14 protein-coding genes are annotated in these 17388 nt (G+C 64.4%); 9 read left to right on the plus strand and 5 right to left on the minus strand.

Features of this window, described 5'->3' with window-relative positions:
• The first annotated feature begins 227 nt into the window (after window positions 1-227).
• The gene (locus tag BLU32_RS14450) at window positions 228-989 is read left to right on the plus strand and encodes an SDR family NAD(P)-dependent oxidoreductase (protein WP_093808070.1); all 762 of its coding nucleotides are present in this window, start codon (window positions 228-230) and stop codon (window positions 987-989) included.
• Window positions 990-1052: 63 nt separating this feature from the next.
• Here BLU32_RS14450 and BLU32_RS14455 read toward each other — a convergent pair whose 3' ends face one another.
• The 3 genes from BLU32_RS14455 to BLU32_RS14465 form a co-directional block, all read right to left on the minus strand.
• Entirely contained in the window at window positions 1053-2396 is a 1344-nt protein-coding gene (locus tag BLU32_RS14455; protein ID WP_244501711.1) for a TRAP transporter large permease subunit, read from the minus strand.
• Window positions 2393-2980 (minus strand): TRAP transporter small permease subunit, encoded by a 588-nt coding sequence (locus BLU32_RS14460; RefSeq protein ID WP_157727687.1) that lies wholly within the window; start codon window positions 2978-2980, stop codon window positions 2393-2395. The genes BLU32_RS14455 and BLU32_RS14460 overlap by 4 nt, the downstream gene beginning before the upstream one ends.
• Before the next feature lie 75 nt (window positions 2981-3055).
• Window positions 3056-4087: a TRAP transporter substrate-binding protein gene (locus tag BLU32_RS14465; protein ID WP_093808076.1), complete on the minus strand. Its 1032-nt coding sequence runs from the start codon at window positions 4085-4087 to the stop codon at window positions 3056-3058.
• Window positions 4088-4276: 189 nt separating this feature from the next.
• Between BLU32_RS14465 and BLU32_RS14470 the strand changes: the two genes are divergently transcribed.
• From BLU32_RS14470 to BLU32_RS14480, 3 genes are read left to right on the plus strand one after another with little or no spacing between them, the layout of a single operon-like run.
• Window positions 4277-5029: an SDR family NAD(P)-dependent oxidoreductase gene (locus BLU32_RS14470; RefSeq protein ID WP_093811080.1), complete on the plus strand. Its 753-nt coding sequence runs from the start codon at window positions 4277-4279 to the stop codon at window positions 5027-5029.
• Between the two features lie 30 nt (window positions 5030-5059).
• Window positions 5060-6760 (plus strand): FAD-dependent oxidoreductase, encoded by a 1701-nt coding sequence (locus BLU32_RS14475; RefSeq protein ID WP_093811082.1) that lies wholly within the window; start codon window positions 5060-5062, stop codon window positions 6758-6760.
• Window positions 6757-7722 (plus strand): DMT family transporter, encoded by a 966-nt coding sequence (locus BLU32_RS14480; protein WP_093808078.1) that lies wholly within the window; start codon window positions 6757-6759, stop codon window positions 7720-7722. Before BLU32_RS14475 ends, BLU32_RS14480 begins: the two co-directional genes overlap by 4 nt.
• Here the strand turns inward: BLU32_RS14480 and BLU32_RS14485 are convergent.
• Entirely contained in the window at window positions 7676-8479 is an 804-nt protein-coding gene (locus tag BLU32_RS14485) for an IclR family transcriptional regulator (RefSeq protein WP_157727688.1), read from the minus strand. The genes BLU32_RS14480 and BLU32_RS14485 overlap by 47 nt on opposite strands.
• A gap of 147 nt (window positions 8480-8626) precedes the next feature.
• A complete protein-coding gene (locus BLU32_RS14490) occupies window positions 8627-9400 on the minus strand; it encodes a DeoR/GlpR family DNA-binding transcription regulator (RefSeq protein WP_093808082.1) in 774 nt (257 codons plus the stop codon).
• A gap of 239 nt (window positions 9401-9639) precedes the next feature.
• Here BLU32_RS14490 and BLU32_RS14495 point away from each other — a divergent pair, with 239 nt between their 5' ends.
• From BLU32_RS14495 to BLU32_RS14515, 5 genes are all read left to right on the plus strand, one after another.
• Window positions 9640-10599, plus strand: a complete 960-nt coding sequence (locus BLU32_RS14495) for an ABC transporter substrate-binding protein (RefSeq protein ID WP_093808084.1) — start codon at window positions 9640-9642, stop codon at window positions 10597-10599.
• Window positions 10600-10720: 121 nt separating this feature from the next.
• Entirely contained in the window at window positions 10721-11782 is a 1062-nt protein-coding gene (locus BLU32_RS14500; RefSeq protein ID WP_093811084.1) for a glycine betaine/L-proline ABC transporter ATP-binding protein, read from the plus strand.
• 35 nt (window positions 11783-11817) lie between these two features.
• Complete coding sequence (locus tag BLU32_RS14505; protein WP_093811086.1) at window positions 11818-13845, plus strand: proline/glycine betaine ABC transporter permease; 2028 nt, start codon at window positions 11818-11820, stop codon at window positions 13843-13845.
• The gene (locus BLU32_RS14510; protein ID WP_093808086.1) at window positions 13842-14756 is read left to right on the plus strand and encodes a choline/ethanolamine kinase family protein; all 915 of its coding nucleotides are present in this window, start codon (window positions 13842-13844) and stop codon (window positions 14754-14756) included. The genes BLU32_RS14505 and BLU32_RS14510 overlap by 4 nt, the downstream gene beginning before the upstream one ends.
• A gap of 4 nt (window positions 14757-14760) precedes the next feature.
• Complete coding sequence (locus BLU32_RS14515; protein WP_093808088.1) at window positions 14761-17205, plus strand: FAD-dependent oxidoreductase; 2445 nt, start codon at window positions 14761-14763, stop codon at window positions 17203-17205.
• Window positions 17206-17388 lie beyond the last annotated feature (183 nt).

Consider the following 17388-nt stretch of genomic DNA (forward strand, 5'->3'; position numbering starts at 1 on the left):
CAGAGACGCATAAATTTCAATCAGCCTGCCCGAAAAATAACTTTCCAAATGATTTTCAAGCCGGAATCGCACTGAAAGTCCGCTTCGCGTTCTGGATGCAGAACCAATAGGGAATTTGGTATCACGCCCGTCCGAAGATCGGGGATTGGCTTCGGCCATCTGTCCTGACACCAATAGGCGGCCCGGGAAAGCGGCGCCTCGACCGCCGGAAGACAAGGAGCGAGACCATGGCTGATGACGCATTTGCCGGACATGTCGTCCTGATCACCGGCGCGGCAAGCGGGTTTGGCCATCTGCTGGCCGCACGCCTGTCCTCTGCCGGGGCGAGGCTCGTCCTCGGCGACCGGGATGCCGCCGGCCTTGAGACGGCCGCCGCCCTCTTGCGCGTGAACACTCCGGACATCGTGACGAGGGTCTGCGACGTGACCCGAGAGGCGGACGTCGAGGCGCTGGTCGCCACGGCCGTTTCCGCCTTTGGGCGGCTCGACATTGCCGTCAACAATGCCGGCGCCACGGGCGCGGTCAAACCTCTCGTCGACACGACGGAAACCGACCTCGATTTCGCGTATGCGGTGAACGCCAAGGGCGTCTTCTTCGGCGTCAAGCATCAGATCCGCCAGATGCTGACGCAGGAGGATGGCGGCGCGATCCTGAATGTCAGTTCGCTCGCCGGCATCGGCGCCGGCCCCAGGCTTGCCGCCTATTCGGCCGCGAAACACGCCGTCATCGGGATCACCCGCACGGCGGCGGCGGAACACGCTCGCGACAACATCCGCGTCAACGCCGTATGCCCCTACTACAGTCCGACACCGCTGTTGAGCGACGGCCCCCTGGCCGGACGCGCCGGACGGCTCGCCGAAGGATCTCCGATGAAGCGGCTGCCGGCCCCGGAGGAAGTTGTGGCCGCAATGATCGCGCTGATTGCCCCCGACAACAGCTTTGTCAACGGGCAGGCGCTTGCCGTCGATGGCGGCATTTCCGCCTTTTGAGCGGATCCCGCAGACGATGACGCGCCTGCCCCCGGCCGCTATCGCCAGGGCCGCATGGTTCCGTCACCGCGCCAGCGCGTTGGGGATATAGAGCGCGATCTGCGGCCAGGCGATCACCGAGGCCAGCGCCAGGATCTGCAGCACCACGAAAGGAACGACGCCGCGGTAGATCATCCCGATGGAGACGCCCTTGGGCGCGATGCCGCGCAGATAAAACAGCGCATAGCCGAACGGCGGCGTCAGGAACGAGGTCTGCAGGTTGACCGCCAGTGCGATGGCGAACCAGATCAGCACCTGCTCGGGCGGCAGGCCGAAATCGAGCGCGGCCACCACCGGCGCCACGATCGGCACGACCACCAGCGTAATCTCGACCCACTCCAGAAAGAAGCCGAGCACGAAGACCAGCGCCATGATCATGATGAAGACGACGTAAGGGTTGCCGTCGTGAACGGCGAAGGCATCGGCGATCAGCGCATCGCCGCCAAGCTTTCGGAACACCACGGAAAACACTGTCGCGCCCATCATCACGAAGATGATCATCGCCGTCGTCTTGGTGGTGTCGCGCAGGGCCGAACTCAGCGTCTTCCAGTCGAGCTTGCGCGACACGAACGCCAGGAACATCGCCCCCAGCGCACCGATGGCCGCCGATTCCGTCGGCGTCGCGATGCCGGCGACAATGGTGCCGAGCACCGAGACGATCAGGATGACCGGCGCCAGAAGATCGAGCGCCAGCGAGGCGACCGCCGACCAGAACGGCTTTTGCTCGCTCGGCGCGGCCGGCGGCATGCGGTGCGGCTGGAAAATCGCGACAAGAATCAGATAGCCGATATACAGGCTCCCGAGCAAAAGCCCCGGACCGACCGCCGCCATGAACAGGTCGCCGACGGAAACGCGCAGCTGGTCGCCCAGGACAATGAGCATGATGCTCGGCGGGATGAGAATGCCAAGCGTGCCGCTGGCCGCGATCAGGCCGGAGGAGATTTTCGGATCGTAGTTGTTCTGCAGCATGGTCGGCAGCGCCATCATGCCCATCAGCACCACCGAGGCGCCGATGATGCCGGTCGACGCCGCCATGATCACGCCGATCACCGCGACAGCGAACCCGTAGCCGCCCGGAAGACCGCGAAAGATAGAGGCGAGCGATTTCAAAAGCCGCTCCGCGATGCCGGAGCGCTCCAGCATCAGCCCCATGAAGACGAAGAGCGGGATCGCGATCAAGAGCCAGTTGGTGAGAATGCCGGAATACATCCGCGACACGGTGGTCGACAGAAACAGCATCGGCACGCCTGCCAGAACGGCGAAACAGATGCCGATGCCGGCAAGCACGAAAGCGACCGGATAGCCGGCGAAAATGCCGCCCATCAGACCGATGAGCATCAGGACGGGCCAGAAGGCATCTTCCATCATGCGCCTGTCCTTCCCTGGTCGTCGGCAGCCGATCCGTTCGCGTCCCGGCCGAAAAGAAAGACGGCGGCGGAGAGAATGCGGGCGAGCGCGAGCGTTCCCAGAAGCAGGAAACCGGCCGGAATGCAGGCCTTCACGAACCAGCGATCGATCATGCCGCCGTAGGTGGAGCCTTCACCGGTGAGATAGGAGCGATAGGCGAACTTGGTGCCGAACCAGACGATGATCGCGCAAAACGGAAGCAGGAAGACCAGGTCGCACAGCATGTCGACCCAGGCCTTGCGACGTTTCGAGAAATGCGCGGCAAGAAAATCGACGCTGACATGCTCGCGGTCGCGATAGGCATAGACGCCGCCGAAAAGCACCACCATGGCGAAGATGTGCCATTGCAGATCGAGCATGCTGTTGACGGTCAGCGCCTCGTCGAAGAAGGGCACGCTGCCCTGCCAGTCGACCAGATGGTTGATCCCGAGCTGCGCGGCAAGCACGCCCAGACAGACCGACACGATCAGCGGCAGGATCAGCCACCCCACGATCATTCCGGGCAGCGCACAGACGCTTCCCACTGTTTCCCCAAGACGTTTCACGCCCAAGCTCCCCGATCCATATCGATGGGCGGCCCCCGGTCCGGACGCCGCCCACTGATGTCAAAGCCCAATGGCTCAGCGCGGCAGAGCCTGAAGCTCGCCCCATTCGCCGACCCGCTCAACATAGGCGTTAAGCGATTCATAGGCTTCTTTGAAGATCGGATCTTTCGCCGCCTCTTCGTCCATCACCGCGCGCGAAGCGGTCCGCAGTTCGGCAAGCACCGGATCGGGGAAGCGTTTGATCTCGACACCGGCCTCGCGGATCGCGGCAATCGCCTCGGCCTGCTGGTGGATCTGGTCGCCGAGATTATAGGCGATGTTGGCGCGGCACGCCTCGACCATGATGGTCTGCTGGTCTTCGGAAAAGCCGTTCCACACATCCATGTTGATGATGATGGAATCCCAGCTCGACGGCTGGTGCCAGCCCGGGAAGTAGTAGTTCTTGGCGACCTTCTGGAAGCCGAAGCCGAGATCGAGCTGCGGTGCGGAGAACTCGGTTGCGTCGATGCGGCCGGTTTCCAGAGACACGAAAATCTCGCCCGCCGGGACCAGCTGCGTATTGGCACCCAGACGCGCGAGCGTCTTGCCGCCGAGACCGGCGATGCGCATGTTGAGGCCCTTGAAGTCCTCGACCGTCTCGATGTCCTTGTTGAACCAGCCACCGGCTTCCGGCACCACGAGGTGACAGGGGATGACCTTCACACCATGCGGGTCGTAGGCCTTCTGGATGATCTCCAGGCCGCCGCCCTCGAACATCCACGCATTGGCGACTTCCGGGCTCGGCCCGAACGGCATGGAACCGATAAGGTTCGCCACCGGAATGGTGCTTGCCCAATAGCCGATCCAGTCGAAGCCCATCGGGATCGCGCCGGTGCTGACCGCGCCGAACACCTCGAAGGGCGGTACGAAATCGCCGGAGCCATGGACGGTGATGTCGATCTCGCCGCCGGTCATCAGCTTCACGCGCTCCGCCCATTTGACCGGGCTCGGGCCGATTGACGGCACCTGAAGACCAAACACGCTTTGCAGGTCGTAGCTATCGGCAACGGCAGGGGCCGCGGTGAGCATGGTTGCCGCAAGTGCTGCGGACAAAAGCCGAGCTTTCATGAAGTCCTCCCTTTCTGGCGTTCTTTTCGAACGCATTCGATGCGCCGTTTCGTCAACGCATTTCGCGCGCCATCCGCATTGAAACGGCGACGTGGCGGGCCGCTCGGCTTTCTTCATCAGCCGCTTGCCCTGCCCGAGTATTATCTATAATCAAACGGATTAGCAATATACTAATTCATGGAGGACGCGATGATTGGAGTAAGCGGTTCGGTCGCCGTGGTGACCGGCGCGGGCCAGGGAAACGGCCGTGCGATCGCCCTTGGTCTGGCCCGCGCCGGCGCCCGCGTTGCGCTCTGCGACATCGAACGGGAGATGGCGGAAGACACGGCGAAAGCGATTCGCGCGGACGGGGGAGAAGCCGTTGCCTATCGTTGCGATGTCTCGAACCTTGCCGCCGCACGGGCGTTTGCCACAAGCGTTGAAGACGAACTCGGCGCGGCCGGAATTCTGGTCAACAACGCCGGCATCATCCGCCGCCAGGCCCTGCACGATCCCGGGTTCACGCAGGGCTGGGACGCGACCTTCCGCGTCAATGTCGACGGCATCCGCAACATGGTCCTGGCCTTTTCCGCACAGCTTGAAACGACCGCCGGGCGCATCGTCAACATGGCCTCGATCATGTCGCAGGCCGCCGGCCCCGGCATCAGCTCCTATGTCGCCAGCAAGGGCGCGGTCGCCCAGTTCACCAAAGCGCTCGCCCATGAACTCGCCCCGCGCGGCGTTCGGGTCAACGCAATCGCCCCCGGCGTGATCGACACGCCGATGACCACGACAACCCGCGCCAACGAGGCGGCGATCTCCCGCTTCATGGCGCATACGCCGATGGCGCGCACCGGTCAGCCGGACGAACTCGTCGGCCCCGTTCTGTTCCTCGCCTCCGACATGTCGAGCTACGTCACCGGCGTCATCCTGCCGGTCGATGGCGGTTATCTCGCGGCGTAACGCTCTCCTCCTGCTTCAAGGAAACCCATGATGAAAAAGCACATTTGCGATGTTCTGGTTGTTGGATCGGGCGCGGGCGGACTGGCAAGCGCGGTATCGGCCGCGCACCGCCGCCTCGATGTCCTCGTGGTCGAAAAGGAGCCGGTCTTCGGCGGCACCACGGCGCGTTCCGGCGGCTGGATGTGGATCCCCTGCAACGCCCCGGCCAAGCGCGCCGGGGTGGAAGACACGCCGGAAAAGGCGCGCACCTACCTCGAGCACGAAGCCGGCGAGCACTTCGATGCCGCCCGCGTCGACGCCTTTCTGGAGGCCGGACCCAAGGCGGTCGAGTTCTTCGAGGAAAAAACCGCCCTGCAGTTCGATCTCGGCCCGACCTTCGCCGACTATCATCCCGACGCACCGGGCGGCATGCCGGGCGGACGCTCCATCGTCGCCCGCCCCTTCGACGGCCGCGAGATCAAGGACGAGATCAAGCGCCTGCGCCCGCCGCTTGCCGAGATCACCTTCCTGGGCATGATGATCGGCTCGGGCAAGGAGTTGCTGCATTTCTTCCGCGTCACCAAATCGCCGATCTCGGCGTTCTATGTCGCGAAGCTGTTCCTCAAGTTCCTGCGCGACATGGCCTTCTACGGCCGTCCGATGCGGTTGATGAACGGCAACGCGCTGGTCGGCCGGCTGGCGAAATCCTGCTTCGACATGAACGTGCCGATCTGGACGCGCGCCGCCGTCAAGGAACTGCTACGTGACGAAAGCGGCAAGGTCACCGGCGCTATCGTCGACACCGCCGAGGGCCGCGTGGAGATCGAGGCAAAGAAGGGCGTGGTGCTGGCCGCCGGCGGCTTCCCGCAGGATGCCGTGCGGCGCAAGGAACTGTTTCCGCACGCGCCGAGCGGCCACGAGCATGTGTCCCCGGCCCCTCCGGGCAACACCGGCGACGGCCTTCGGCTCGGCTCTGCGGCAGGGGCATCGATCAAGGACAAGCTTCCCAACGACGCCGCCTGGGTGCCGGTGTCGCGTCCGCCGAAGCGCGACGGCACGCTCGGCGTCTTCCCGCATTTCGTCGACCGCTCCAAGCCGGGCGTGATCGCCGTGACCCGTTCGGGCAAGCGCTTCGTCAACGAGGCGGATTCCTATCACGACTTCTGCCAGGCGATGATGAAGACCTGCACGACGGAAGGCGGCGAGATCTGCGCCTATTTCATCGCCGATCACAAGACGCTGCGCACCTACGGCCTTGGCTTCGTCAAGCCCTCGCCCGTGCCCTACCGCAACCACATCCGCTCCGGCTATCTCTTCCAGGGCCGCACACTGAGCGATCTCGCCGAACAGATCGGTGCCGACAGCGCGCAGCTGGAACGGACCGTCGCGACGTTCAACGAACACGCGCGCAAGGGCGAGGATCCCGAATTCCACAAGGGATCCACCTCCTACAACCGCTCGCTCGGCGATCCCGAGCACGGCCCCAATCCTTGCGTCGCGCCGGTGGAAAAGGGTCCTTTCTACGCGGTGAAGCTGGTGATCGGCGATCTCGGCACCTTCGCCGGCCTGCGCTGCGATGAAAACGCCCGCGTGCTGGGGGATGACGGTCAGCCGATCGGCGGGCTCTATGCAGCCGGCAACGATGCGCTCTCCATCATGGGCGGCAATTATCCCGGCGGCGGCATCACGCTCGGGCCGGCGGTCACCTTCGGCTACATCGCCGCCCGGCACATGTCCGGCGGCAATTCGTGACGACAGGAACGCAAGACCTGACGGAGCGCGGTCAAAGGAGGCGCCTTGTCGAGGGCGTTTTCCTTGGCCTGTGCGCCGCGCTCACCTGGGCGATCTACAACATCGGCGTCGATATCGGTCGCGCCGACGGGTTTTCCAGCGCGGATCTGGCGATCCTGCGCTATGCCGGGGCGGGTACGATCCTGCTGCCCCTGCTGCTGAGGCGGACCGGGCGGTTGGCGGCCGAAATGACCGTCTGGCGCATGCTGCTGCTCAGCGTTGCCATCGGGCCGCCCTTCGCCTTCCTGATCAACACCGGCTACGGCATCGCGCCGCTTGCCCATGCGGTGGTGATTTCGCCCGGCGTGACGATGATCGTGGCCAACCTCCTTCCCGTTCTGTTCGACGGGGCCCGGCTGCCGCGCCATCGTCAGGTCGGTATTGCCGTTTTGATCGGCGGTCTGATCGCCATCGCGATGGACCAGCCGCCGTCGAAGGATCCGGACGTCGCAACACTCGTCGGCGATCTGTGCTTTGTCGGATCGGGCACGCTCTGGGGCCTCTTCACCTATCTCGTCGGGCGCTGGCGCATCCCGGCGATAGAAGCCATCGGCACGATCTCGGTGCTGACGACCCTGGTTTGCCTGCCGGTCTATCTGCTCGCCTTCACGCCGGCGAGCGCCTCTATGGCGCAATGGGGCGAGCAGCTTTTCTATCAGGGTGTTCTCGGCGGTTGCATCGCAATCATTGTCTACGCGGCTTCCATCGCACGGTTGGGACCGGGGCTTGCGGGCCTGTTTCCCGCCATCGTCCCGCCGCTCGCGGTGCTCATCGCGATACCCTATGCCGGCATCTGGCCGAACGGGATCCAGTTGCTTGGCGTCGGCATCGCGGCGCTCGGGCTGATCCTGTCGCTCGACGGTTTCGCCGCGCTGGTCAGGCGTCTTCGATATGGCCGAGATCGCTGGAAAGCGCTTTCGTGAAAACAAGAAGCCGGGAAAGCGTGGCCCCGTCCTTTGACAGGTCGATGTAGTTGGTGGGACCGATGATGGTCACCGCAAGCTGGATCGTGCCCGTATGATCGAACACCGGGGCGGCAATGGCGCTGACGCCCGGGATCGGTGCATCCCGCGTGATCGAATAGCCAAGTCGGCCCGCATCGCGCACGTCGGCGCGAAAGGCTGCCTCGCTGATCGCCGGAATGGCATAGAGCGGAGGCTGCGCGCCGGACAACTCCGCCTGCACCAGCGGATCGGTGGTCGAACGCGGCAGGAAAGCCGTGAACACCTTGCCCGTCGCGGTCGCGGTGAGCATGAAGGTGCCGCCGACGGCGACATTGGAATGGATGCGCGCCGCCGCCTCCTCGATGTAGACGATCGTCGGCCCATGCAGCCCCCAGACGCTGATCGCAACCATCAGCCCGAGTTCTTCTGCAAGGTCGGGAACCCGGCGGATCGTCTCGCGATAGGCGTTCTGGTTGCGCAGCCGCGTCAGCCCGAGGCGCAGCGCGAAGGGGCCGAGCTGGTATTGCCCGGTTTCTGTCTGTTCGACCATGTTGATATTGCGGAAACTGACGAGATAGGGATGCAGCTGCGCCGCCGCCATGCCGAGCGCTTCGGCAAGGTCGCGCAGCTTCAGCGGTCCACCGGCCTGTGCCAATGCCATGAGGATGGCGCCGCCCGTTTCAATCGACTGCACCCCTCGCGGCGCACGCGGCTTCGACGTGACTTCCTCACCCACCCGCAACTCCCTCACAAATCAAACAGAATTATGGAACCGCAATGACCGGTTTCATAGCCATAAATTCGGGTGAGGTCGAGACGCGGATAGACTTTTCGCCGCTCGGTGAGCCGACGCAGGCAACCCGCCACGTCCAGCCGCCGGTATTTACAAGGGAAGCGCCGGCGCAATCTCGAGCGTGGTGCCGGCGTCGCGCAAGCGCGCGGAGATTGCGTCGGACGGCGGGGCATCGGTCACGATGCGGTCGATTTCGGAAAAGCCGGCAACGCGCACGAGCGCACGCCGGTCGAACTTGGTGTGATCGGTGATGACGCTGGACGTCTCGCCGCATCTGATCGCCGTGCGCGCGAAATCCGCCTCGGCAAGCTGATAATCCATCAATCCACCGACCGGATCCACAGCGGATATCGAGATGATGACATGGCGCACGCGAAACGAGGCGATGAATTCGATGGCGGAGCGCCCGAAGGCACCCCCATTGTCGCCGTGCAACTCTCCGCCGGCCATGTAGACCCGGTTGCCGTTGACCGTGGCGAGCGTACGGGCGACGTCCGAGGAATTGGTGACGACCGTCAGACCCGACTTGCCGCGCAGTTCGCGCGCCAGCACACTCGTGGTCGTGCCGGTGTCCATCATCACGCTGTCGCCGTCCTCGATGCCGGCGGCGACGTGCCGCGCGATCGCCTGCTTGGCCGCGAGGTTTTCGCGCATCCGCCGTTCGAACGGTGCTTCTGCATCCTGCCGCGCCAGACTGACAAACCCATGCGCCTTGAGCAGGTCGCCGGCCTCCACCAGCGGACGGATGTCGCGGCGAATGGTCTCGAGCGAAACGCCAAGCTCTACAGCGAGATCGCCGATGCGCGCGCTGCCCGCCTGCCGGGCGCGTTCCAGGATCTTCAACTGACGTTTTCCAAAACCCATGACGACCGCGACTCCGATTTGGCTTTGGTGCCCGAATTGTGGCAATAACCACCATAAAGAAGACTTTTACAACATAATAGGCAATTAAAACCAAAAAAAGACCTCATCTTAATTGACAGTGCGATAAACCGGGTGCGACGATCCGATGACGGTTGCTGAAAGATCCCGCCAGATGGTCGCCTGAAGGGGCCGCAAGGGACGGGCGCCGCCTCCAGACGATCATTCACAGGGGACCAGCCATGACATTTGCCCGCCCTGCCGCAGCAGTCTTGTCGACACTGCTTGTCGCAACAGCGCTTTCCGGAACGCCAGCCTCCGCGGCTGAAAACGACGATCCCATTCGCCTCACGTTGCACGACTGGACCGGCCAGCTCATCTCGACCCGGATCATGGGCGAGGTCTTGAAGAAGGCCGGCTACAATATCGAATACGTCCAGGCGGACTATATCGCCCAGTTCGCCGGCCTGAAGACAGGCGACCTGCATGTCGCGATGGAGATCTGGGAAACCACCGGGCGCGACGCGCTGGACGAGGCAACGGCGACCGGCAAGGTCGAGAACCTCGGCGACAGCGGCATGTTTGCCATCGAGGAGTGGTGGTACCCCTCCTACATGAAGGAAGTCTGCCCGGGCCTGCCTGACTGGAAGGCGCTGAAAAGCGAGGCCTGCGCGGAAGCTTTCGGCACGGCCGAGACCCTGCCGAAGGGTCGCTATCTCGGCGCGCCGGTTACCTGGGGCGGCTATGACGACGAGCGTGTGGAAGCGCTGGATCTCCCGTTCGAGGTGGTTCATGCCGGCACGGACGCGGCCCTCTTCGCCGAACTGGAATCCGCCTACCAGCGCAAGGCGCCGGTCCTGCTGTGGGTCTACGCGCCGCACTGGGCGCCGCTGAAATACGACGGCGAATGGGTCGAGTTCCCGGCCTACGAAAAAGCCTGCTACGAGGATCCCGCCTGGGGCTCCAATCCGGACATGGCCTATGACTGCGGCAAGCCGCGCGGCCCGATCTGGAAAGTTGCCTGGGCCGGCTTGAAGGACCAGTGGCCCGGCGCGCACAAGGCCATCTCCGCCTTTTCCATCGACAACGACGAAATGGGCGGCCTGATCACGAAGGCCGATCTGGACGGCGAACCCGTCGAGAAGGTTGTCGCCACCTGGATAGACGAAAACCAGGACCGCTGGTCGGCCTGGATCAAATAAGCGAAAGCTTGCCCGACTGGCTGCCGCCGCACTGTCCCCTTGGCGGCAGCCGTTTTTTCTTCGCCTTCTGGCGCCGGGCGTTCCCATACACCCGGTCTCACCGGATGCTCAGCCCGTGCAAATCTCAGCCTCTCCCGCCTCTCCATCGCCATCGGCCTCCCGCAACACCGCGCCGGCGAAGCTGGAATGCAGGGACGTGTGGAAACTGTTCGGCACCGGCGCCGAGCGCTATCCGGTTCTGGAGCCGGGCGCCACCGACAGCGGCAGGATCGCCGCTGCCGGTCTTGTCGGTGCGGTGCGCGACGTCAATCTCGCGGTCCGCGACGGTGAGATCTTCGTCATCATGGGACTGTCCGGCTCAGGAAAATCAACGCTGGTGCGCTGCCTGTCTCGCCTGGTCGAGCCGACCGCCGGCGAGATCCTTTTCAACGGCGAGAACCTGCTGACCGCCAGCGACAGGCGGATGGTCGAGATCCGCCGGCACCGCATGGGCATGGTCTTCCAGCACTTCGCGCTGCTTCCGCACCTGAGCGTTCTGGGCAATGTCGCCTTTCCGCTCGAGGTGCAGGGCATGGCCCGTGCCGCGCGCGAAGAACGCGCCCGCAAGATGATCGAGCTCGTCGGACTGGGTGGGCGCGAGGCGTTTTTCCCGCGCGAACTGTCCGGCGGCCAGCAGCAACGCGTCGGCATCGCCCGCTCGCTCGCCGTGGAGCCGGAGCTCTGGTTCCTGGACGAGCCGTTTTCCGCACTCGACCCGCTGATCCGGCAGGAGATGCAGGACGAGTTCATGCGCCTTCAGTCCGTGCTGAAGAAAACGATCGTCTTTATCACTCATGATTTCGACGAAGCCATCCGTCTCGCCGATCGCATCGCCATCATGAAGGACGGTGCCGTCGTCCAGACCGGCACGCCGGAAGACCTGGTGATGAGCCCGGCCACGGACTACGTGGCGGAATTCACCAAAAACGTCACCCGCGCAAAGGTGGTGCGCGTCGCTTCCATCATGGCTCCCGGCGAGACCGCGCAAGAGGGAATGCCGACGATTGCGGCAAGCGCCACCGTATCGCAGGCGGCGGCGCTGTTTTCCGACGGCGTGACAATGCTCAAGGTCACGAACGCGGCCGGCGCCCCGGTCGGAACCCTCACCCGCGACGCAGTCGTCGACGTCCTGATGCTGGCCTGACGATGACCACGCCGTTCGCCTTGCAGGAAGAGACGATGGAGACCACGCCGGGCGCGCCGAAACTCCGACGGCGTTGGCCGGCACTTGCGGTCTGGGGGATCGCGCTTGTCGCCTTCGTTGTCCTTTGGAAGTTCGGAAAGCCGGTCGCGGACTGGGCCTTCGAGCTGCCGCGCGGCTGGCAAATTCCGGTGCAGCGCTGGATCAGCGACGCCATGCGCTGGCTGGTGGATGATGCAAGCTTCGGCCTCTTCACCTTCACCGACCTGACCCGCTTCATCGCCGGTGCCATCGAGGCGCCCTACCGACTGATCCTGGGGTTGCTGTCGACCGGCATTCTCGACGGCCGGGGCTCCTCCGCGACCCAGATCCTGCCGCCGTTTTCCTGGATTGCGGTCATCGGCATCGCCGTGCTTTTGGGCCATTATGCCGGCGGGCGCCGGCTTGCAGTCCTGGTTGGCGGATGTTTTGCGTTCGTCGCGGTGTTCGGTCAGTGGAGCGCGGCGATGGTCACCCTCGCCTCGATCCTGATCGCCGTGCCCGTCGGCATTGTCGGCGGATTGCTGCTGGGGCTTGCCGCCTTTCGCTGGCAGGCCGTCGAGACGGCGCTGCGGCCCCTGCTCGATCTGATGCAGACCGTGCCGGTGTTCGCCTATCTGGTCCCGATCCTCTTCCTCTTCGGCTTCGGACCGAGTTCGGCGATCATCGCCACCATCGTCTATGCGCTGCCGCCGATGACGCGTATCTCGCTGCTTGCCCTGCGCGCCGTTCCCGAAGAGGCGCATGAACTTGGCCGCATGACCGGATGCTCCAAGCGGCAGATGACATGGCGCATTCTTGTGCCCAGCGCCATGCCCGGGCTGATGGTCGGCGTCAACCAGGTGATCATGCTCTCGCTCAACATGGTGATCATCGCCTCGATGATCGGTGCGGGCGGCCTCGGCTTCGAGGTGCTTGCAGCGCTTCGCCGCCTCGACATCGGGGCAGGGTTCGAAGCCGGGCTCGCCATCGTCGCGCTCGCCATCGCGCTCGACCGGCTGAGCCAGGCCCTGGCGGCCCGCCGCCCGAACCACGAAAGCGCGCAGGACCGGCGCGGAACCTTTGTGCATCGCCATCCCTATCTTGTGTCCGGTTTGGTTCTTATCGTCGTCAGCACACTGGCCGGGCTCGTCTCGGCCCCCTTGCAGACCTACCCCGAGGCCCTGCAAATCTCGTCCGGATCGCTTGGCAGCGATCTCGTCGGCTGGATCAACGTGCATTTCTTCGACCAGCTGGAAGCGGTGAAGAACACCCTGCTGCTCAACGTTCTGATCCCGTTCAAGCGCTTCCTGCTCGGCCTGCCCTGGATCGGCGTCGTCGGCATTCTGGCGCTTGCCGGATTTCGCCTCGGCGGCTGGCGGTTGGCGCTGACAACGGCGGCCCTTTCCGCGCTGATCGCCTTCACCGGGCAGTGGGAAAAGGCGATGATCACCGTCTATCTCTGCGGCATTTCGGTCGCCATCGCCTGTCTCCTGGGCATTCCGGTCGGCATATGGGCCGCCGGTCGCGAGCGGGTCTGGCGGGCTGTCGAACTCGTCATCGACACGCTGCAGACACTGCCCTCCTTCGTCTATCTGATGCCGGCCGTCATGCTGTTTCGCGTCGGCGACTTCACCGCGATGATCGCGGTGGTCGCCTATGCCATCGCGCCCGCAATCCGCTACACCGCCTACGGCCTGCGCCGCGTCGATCCGCATTTGATCGAAGCCGGCATCGCCGCCGGCGCCACTCCCTGGCAGTTGCTGACGAAAGTTCGCCTGAAACTCGCCCTGCCCGAGATCCTGCTCGGGCTGAACCAGACCATCATGCTGGCACTCTCCATGCTGGTGATTACGGCCCTGGTCGGCACCCGCGATCTTGGCCAGGAGGTCTATATCGCGCTGACCAAGGCGGACACCGGACGCGGTCTCGTCGCCGGTCTGGCGGTCGCCTTCATCGCCATCATCGCCGACCGGCTGATATCGGCCGCCTCCACACGATTGCGCGTCCGGCTCGGCCTTGCGAGCGCGCAGGAGACCCGCACATGAGCTCAGCCTCCTCGCCTCAAACGGTATCGAGCGAGACGGAGCGCCGGGTCGCGGCTCTTCCCGTGTGGCGCGGCACGCCGGCGATGGAACCCCTGTCCGGCGGTCTGTCGAACGAAAGCGTTCTGGTGCGCGATGCCTCGGGTGCCTACGTCGTGCGGCTTGGGCGCGATTTTCCGTTTCATCATGTCGAGCGCGCGCGAGAGACCATGGTGACACGCGCGGCCGTCAACCTCGGGTTCGCCCCCGATCTCGTCTATGCAGAACCCGGCGTGATGGTGACGCGCTTCATCGATGGCCACACATTCCAGGCCGAAGACGTGCGCGCGCACAGGCTGCGCATTGCCGCGCTGATCCGACGCTTCCACCGGGAGATGCCGGCCGAGGTCTCCGGAGCGGGCTTCTTTTTCTGGGTTTTTCACGTCATTCGCGACTACGCCCGCACGCTGCACGCAGGCGGCTCGCGCATGGCCGATCGTTTGCCCGAATTTCTCCAGGCGGCGCAAACGATGGAACAGGCGCAAGTGCCGATGCCCATCGTGTTCGGCCATCACGACCTCCTGCCGGCGAATTTCATCGACGACGGCGAGCACCTCTGGCTGATCGATTTCGAATACGCGGGCTTTGGCACCGCAATGTTCGACCTCGCCGGCATCGCCTCCAATGCGGGTCTGTCGGCCGATGAATCCGTCGAACTGATGACCGCCTATCTGGAACACGCACCGGACGCCGCGATGCAGCGGGCCTATGCGGCAATGCAGGTCGCCTCGCTCCTGCGCGAAACCATGTGGAGCCTCGTTTCAGAACTCCACCTCACGGCCCCCGGCGTCGACTACGCCGCCTACACGGACGAAACGCTGGCGGCCTACGAGGCCGCACTTGACGATTACCAGTCACGCTTCGAGAAGGTCTGAATCCATGTCGCTTCCCTCGCACGCCCAGGTCGTCGTCATCGGCGGCGGTATCATCGGCTGCTCCACGGCCTATCACCTGGCCCGCGATCACAAGGCGGACGTCCTGCTCCTGGAACAGGGCCAACTGACCAGCGGTTCGACCTGGCACGCAGCCGGTCTCGTCGGCCAGTTGCGCTCCTCCGCCTCCATCACCCAGGTGCTGAAATACTCCGTCGATCTCTACAAGCGGCTCGATGCGGAGACCGGACTGGAAACCGGCTGGAAGATGAACGGCTGCCTGCGCCTTGCCTGCAACGAGGACCGCTGGACCGAATACAAGCGGCTGGCGACCACCGCGCGCAGCTTCGGCATGGAGATGGCCCTGCTGTCGCCGTCCGAGGTCAAGGCGATGTGGCCGCTGATGAATGTCGACGATCTGGTCGGCGCGAGCTTCCTGCCGACCGACGGGCAGGCAAGCCCCTCCGACATCACCCAGTCGCTCGCCAAGGGCGCGCGCATGCATGGCGCGCGCATCATGGAAGGCGTTGGCGTCACCGGCTTCGCCATGGACGGCAAGCGGATCACCCGCGTCGACACCACCGCCGGGCCGGTGACCTGCGATCTCGTCGTCAATTGCGCCGGCCAGTGGGCGCGCCAGGTCGGCGCGATGGCCGGCATCAACGTGCCGCTGCAGCCCGTGAAGCATCAGTTCGTCATCACCGAACAGATCGACGGCATCACGTCGCAAACACCGACGGTGCGCGATCCGGACCGCCGCACCTATTTCAAGGAAGAGGTCGGCGGCCTTGCGATGGGCGGCTATGAGCCCGATCCCATTGCCTGGACCACGGGTGATGTGCCCAACGACTTCCAGTTCCAGCTCTTCGACGATGACTGGGACCACTTCGAGCAACATCTCCTCAACACGGTGCACCGCGTTCCGGCACTGGAGACCGCCGGCGTCAAGCAGATGATCAACGGCCCGGAGAGCTTTACACCCGATGGCAATTTCATCCTGGGTGCGGCACCGGAATGCGACAACATGTTCGTCGGCGCCGGCTTCAACGCCTTCGGCATCGCATCCGGCGGCGGCGCCGGCTGGGTTCTGGCGGAATGGGCGATGACGGGCGAAGCGCCGCTCGATCTGTGGAGCGTCGACATCCGTCGCTTTTCCGGTCTGCACCGCGATCGCGACTGGGTGTGCGAACGCACGCTGGAAGCCTACGGCAAGCATTACACCATCGGCTTTCCGCATGAGGAATACGAAAGCGGACGGCCGCGCATCGTCTCCCCGCTGTACGAACGGCTCAAGGCACGCGGTGCCGTCTTCGGTTCCAAACTCGGGTGGGAGCGGCCCAACTGGTTCGCCCGGCCGCACGACGAGCCGCGCGACATCTATTCGATGGGCCGGCAGAACTGGTTCAACGCCGTCGGCGAGGAACACAAGGCGGTTCGCGAGACCGTCGGGCTGTTCGACCAGTCGTCCTTCGCCAAGTTCGAGCTCTCCGGGAAAGGCGCCGCCGAAGCGCTGGAACAGATCTGCTCCAACAAGGTGGGCAAGCCGGCCGGGCGGCTCACCTACACGCAGTTGCTCAATTCGCGCGGCGGCATCGAGTGCGACCTGACGGTCGCCCGCCTCGAAGACGATCTCTTCTATATCGTCACCGGAACCGGCTTTCGCACCCATGACGGCGCCTGGATCGCCGATCATCTGCCCGACGGCACCGATGCGACGCTCCGCGACGTGACCGAAGACTACGGCACATTGTCCTTGATGGGACCGAACGCCCGCCTGGTGCTTGCCGCCGCGGCGCCGGATGACGACGTGAGCAACGAGGCCTTCCGCTTCGGCCATGTCCGCGAGATCACGATTGCCGGCTGCCCGGTGCGCGCGCTGCGGGTCACCTATGTCGGCGAACTGGGCTGGGAGTTGCATATCCCCATCGAAAAGACCGGCGAGGTGTTCGATACGTTGATGCGCGTCGGCAAGGGTCACGGCATTCGCCTGGCCGGCTACCGCGCCATCGATTCGTTGCGCCTGGAAAAAGGCTACCGCGCCTGGGGCTCAGACATCACGGCGAACGACAGTCCCTATGAAGCCGGTCTCGGCTGGGCGGTCAAACTCAAGTCGGAACTCCCCTTCAACGGGCGCGCGGCGGCCGAGCGCGCCGCCAACGCCCCGTTGAACAAAAAACTCGCCGCCTTCACGGTCGACGACCCGAATGTCGTTCTGCTTGGCCGCGAGACCATCCTGCGCGACGGCGCGTTTGCCGGCTACCTGACCAGCGGCGGCTTCGGCTACACGCTCGGCAAGCCCATCGGCTATGGGTACGTCAGGAACGCCGACGGCATCACCGACGACTATCTTACCAAGGGCACATATGAACTGGTCGTCGCCAACGAACGCGTTCCGGCCGCACTGCATCTTGGCCCGCTTTATGATCCGAAGAACGCCCGCGTGAAGGCATAGGACAAAAGCCGATCCGCAAGCCGGCTCATATCCACCTGATTTGATCGCAACGCCGATCCGGCGGCAGCGTCGAGGGCGCCCATGGTCGGGGCCATTTGACGCCGCCGCCAGCCAAGACCTTCAATCCGATCGTCAAATCTCGCCTGCCGCGTGGGGTGAACCTCCGCACGAAAATAAGAAAAT

The organism is Stappia sp. ES.058 (assembly GCF_900105595.1).
Lineage (GTDB): Bacteria > Pseudomonadota > Alphaproteobacteria > Rhizobiales > Stappiaceae > Stappia.

What these genes read in the sequence shown, in the direction of transcription:
- BLU32_RS14450 (WP_093808070.1), top strand. Translation starts at nt 228, where the DNA reads ATGGCTGATGACGCATTTGCCGGACATGTCGTCCTGATCACCGGCGCG.
- BLU32_RS14455 (WP_244501711.1), bottom strand. Translation starts at nt 2,396, where the DNA reads ATGATGGAAGATGCCTTCTGGCCCGTCCTGATGCTCATCGGTCTGATG.
- BLU32_RS14465 (WP_093808076.1), bottom strand. Translation starts at nt 4,087, where the DNA reads ATGAAAGCTCGGCTTTTGTCCGCAGCACTTGCGGCAACCATGCTCACC.
- BLU32_RS14470 (WP_093811080.1), top strand. Translation starts at nt 4,277, where the DNA reads ATGATTGGAGTAAGCGGTTCGGTCGCCGTGGTGACCGGCGCGGGCCAG.
- BLU32_RS14475 (WP_093811082.1), top strand. Translation starts at nt 5,060, where the DNA reads ATGAAAAAGCACATTTGCGATGTTCTGGTTGTTGGATCGGGCGCGGGC.
- BLU32_RS14490 (WP_093808082.1), bottom strand. Translation starts at nt 9,400, where the DNA reads ATGGGTTTTGGAAAACGTCAGTTGAAGATCCTGGAACGCGCCCGGCAG.
- BLU32_RS14495 (WP_093808084.1), top strand. Translation starts at nt 9,640, where the DNA reads ATGACATTTGCCCGCCCTGCCGCAGCAGTCTTGTCGACACTGCTTGTC.
- BLU32_RS14505 (WP_093811086.1), top strand. Translation starts at nt 11,818, where the DNA reads ATGGAGACCACGCCGGGCGCGCCGAAACTCCGACGGCGTTGGCCGGCA.
- BLU32_RS14510 (WP_093808086.1), top strand. Translation starts at nt 13,842, where the DNA reads ATGAGCTCAGCCTCCTCGCCTCAAACGGTATCGAGCGAGACGGAGCGC.
- BLU32_RS14515 (WP_093808088.1), top strand. Translation starts at nt 14,761, where the DNA reads ATGTCGCTTCCCTCGCACGCCCAGGTCGTCGTCATCGGCGGCGGTATC.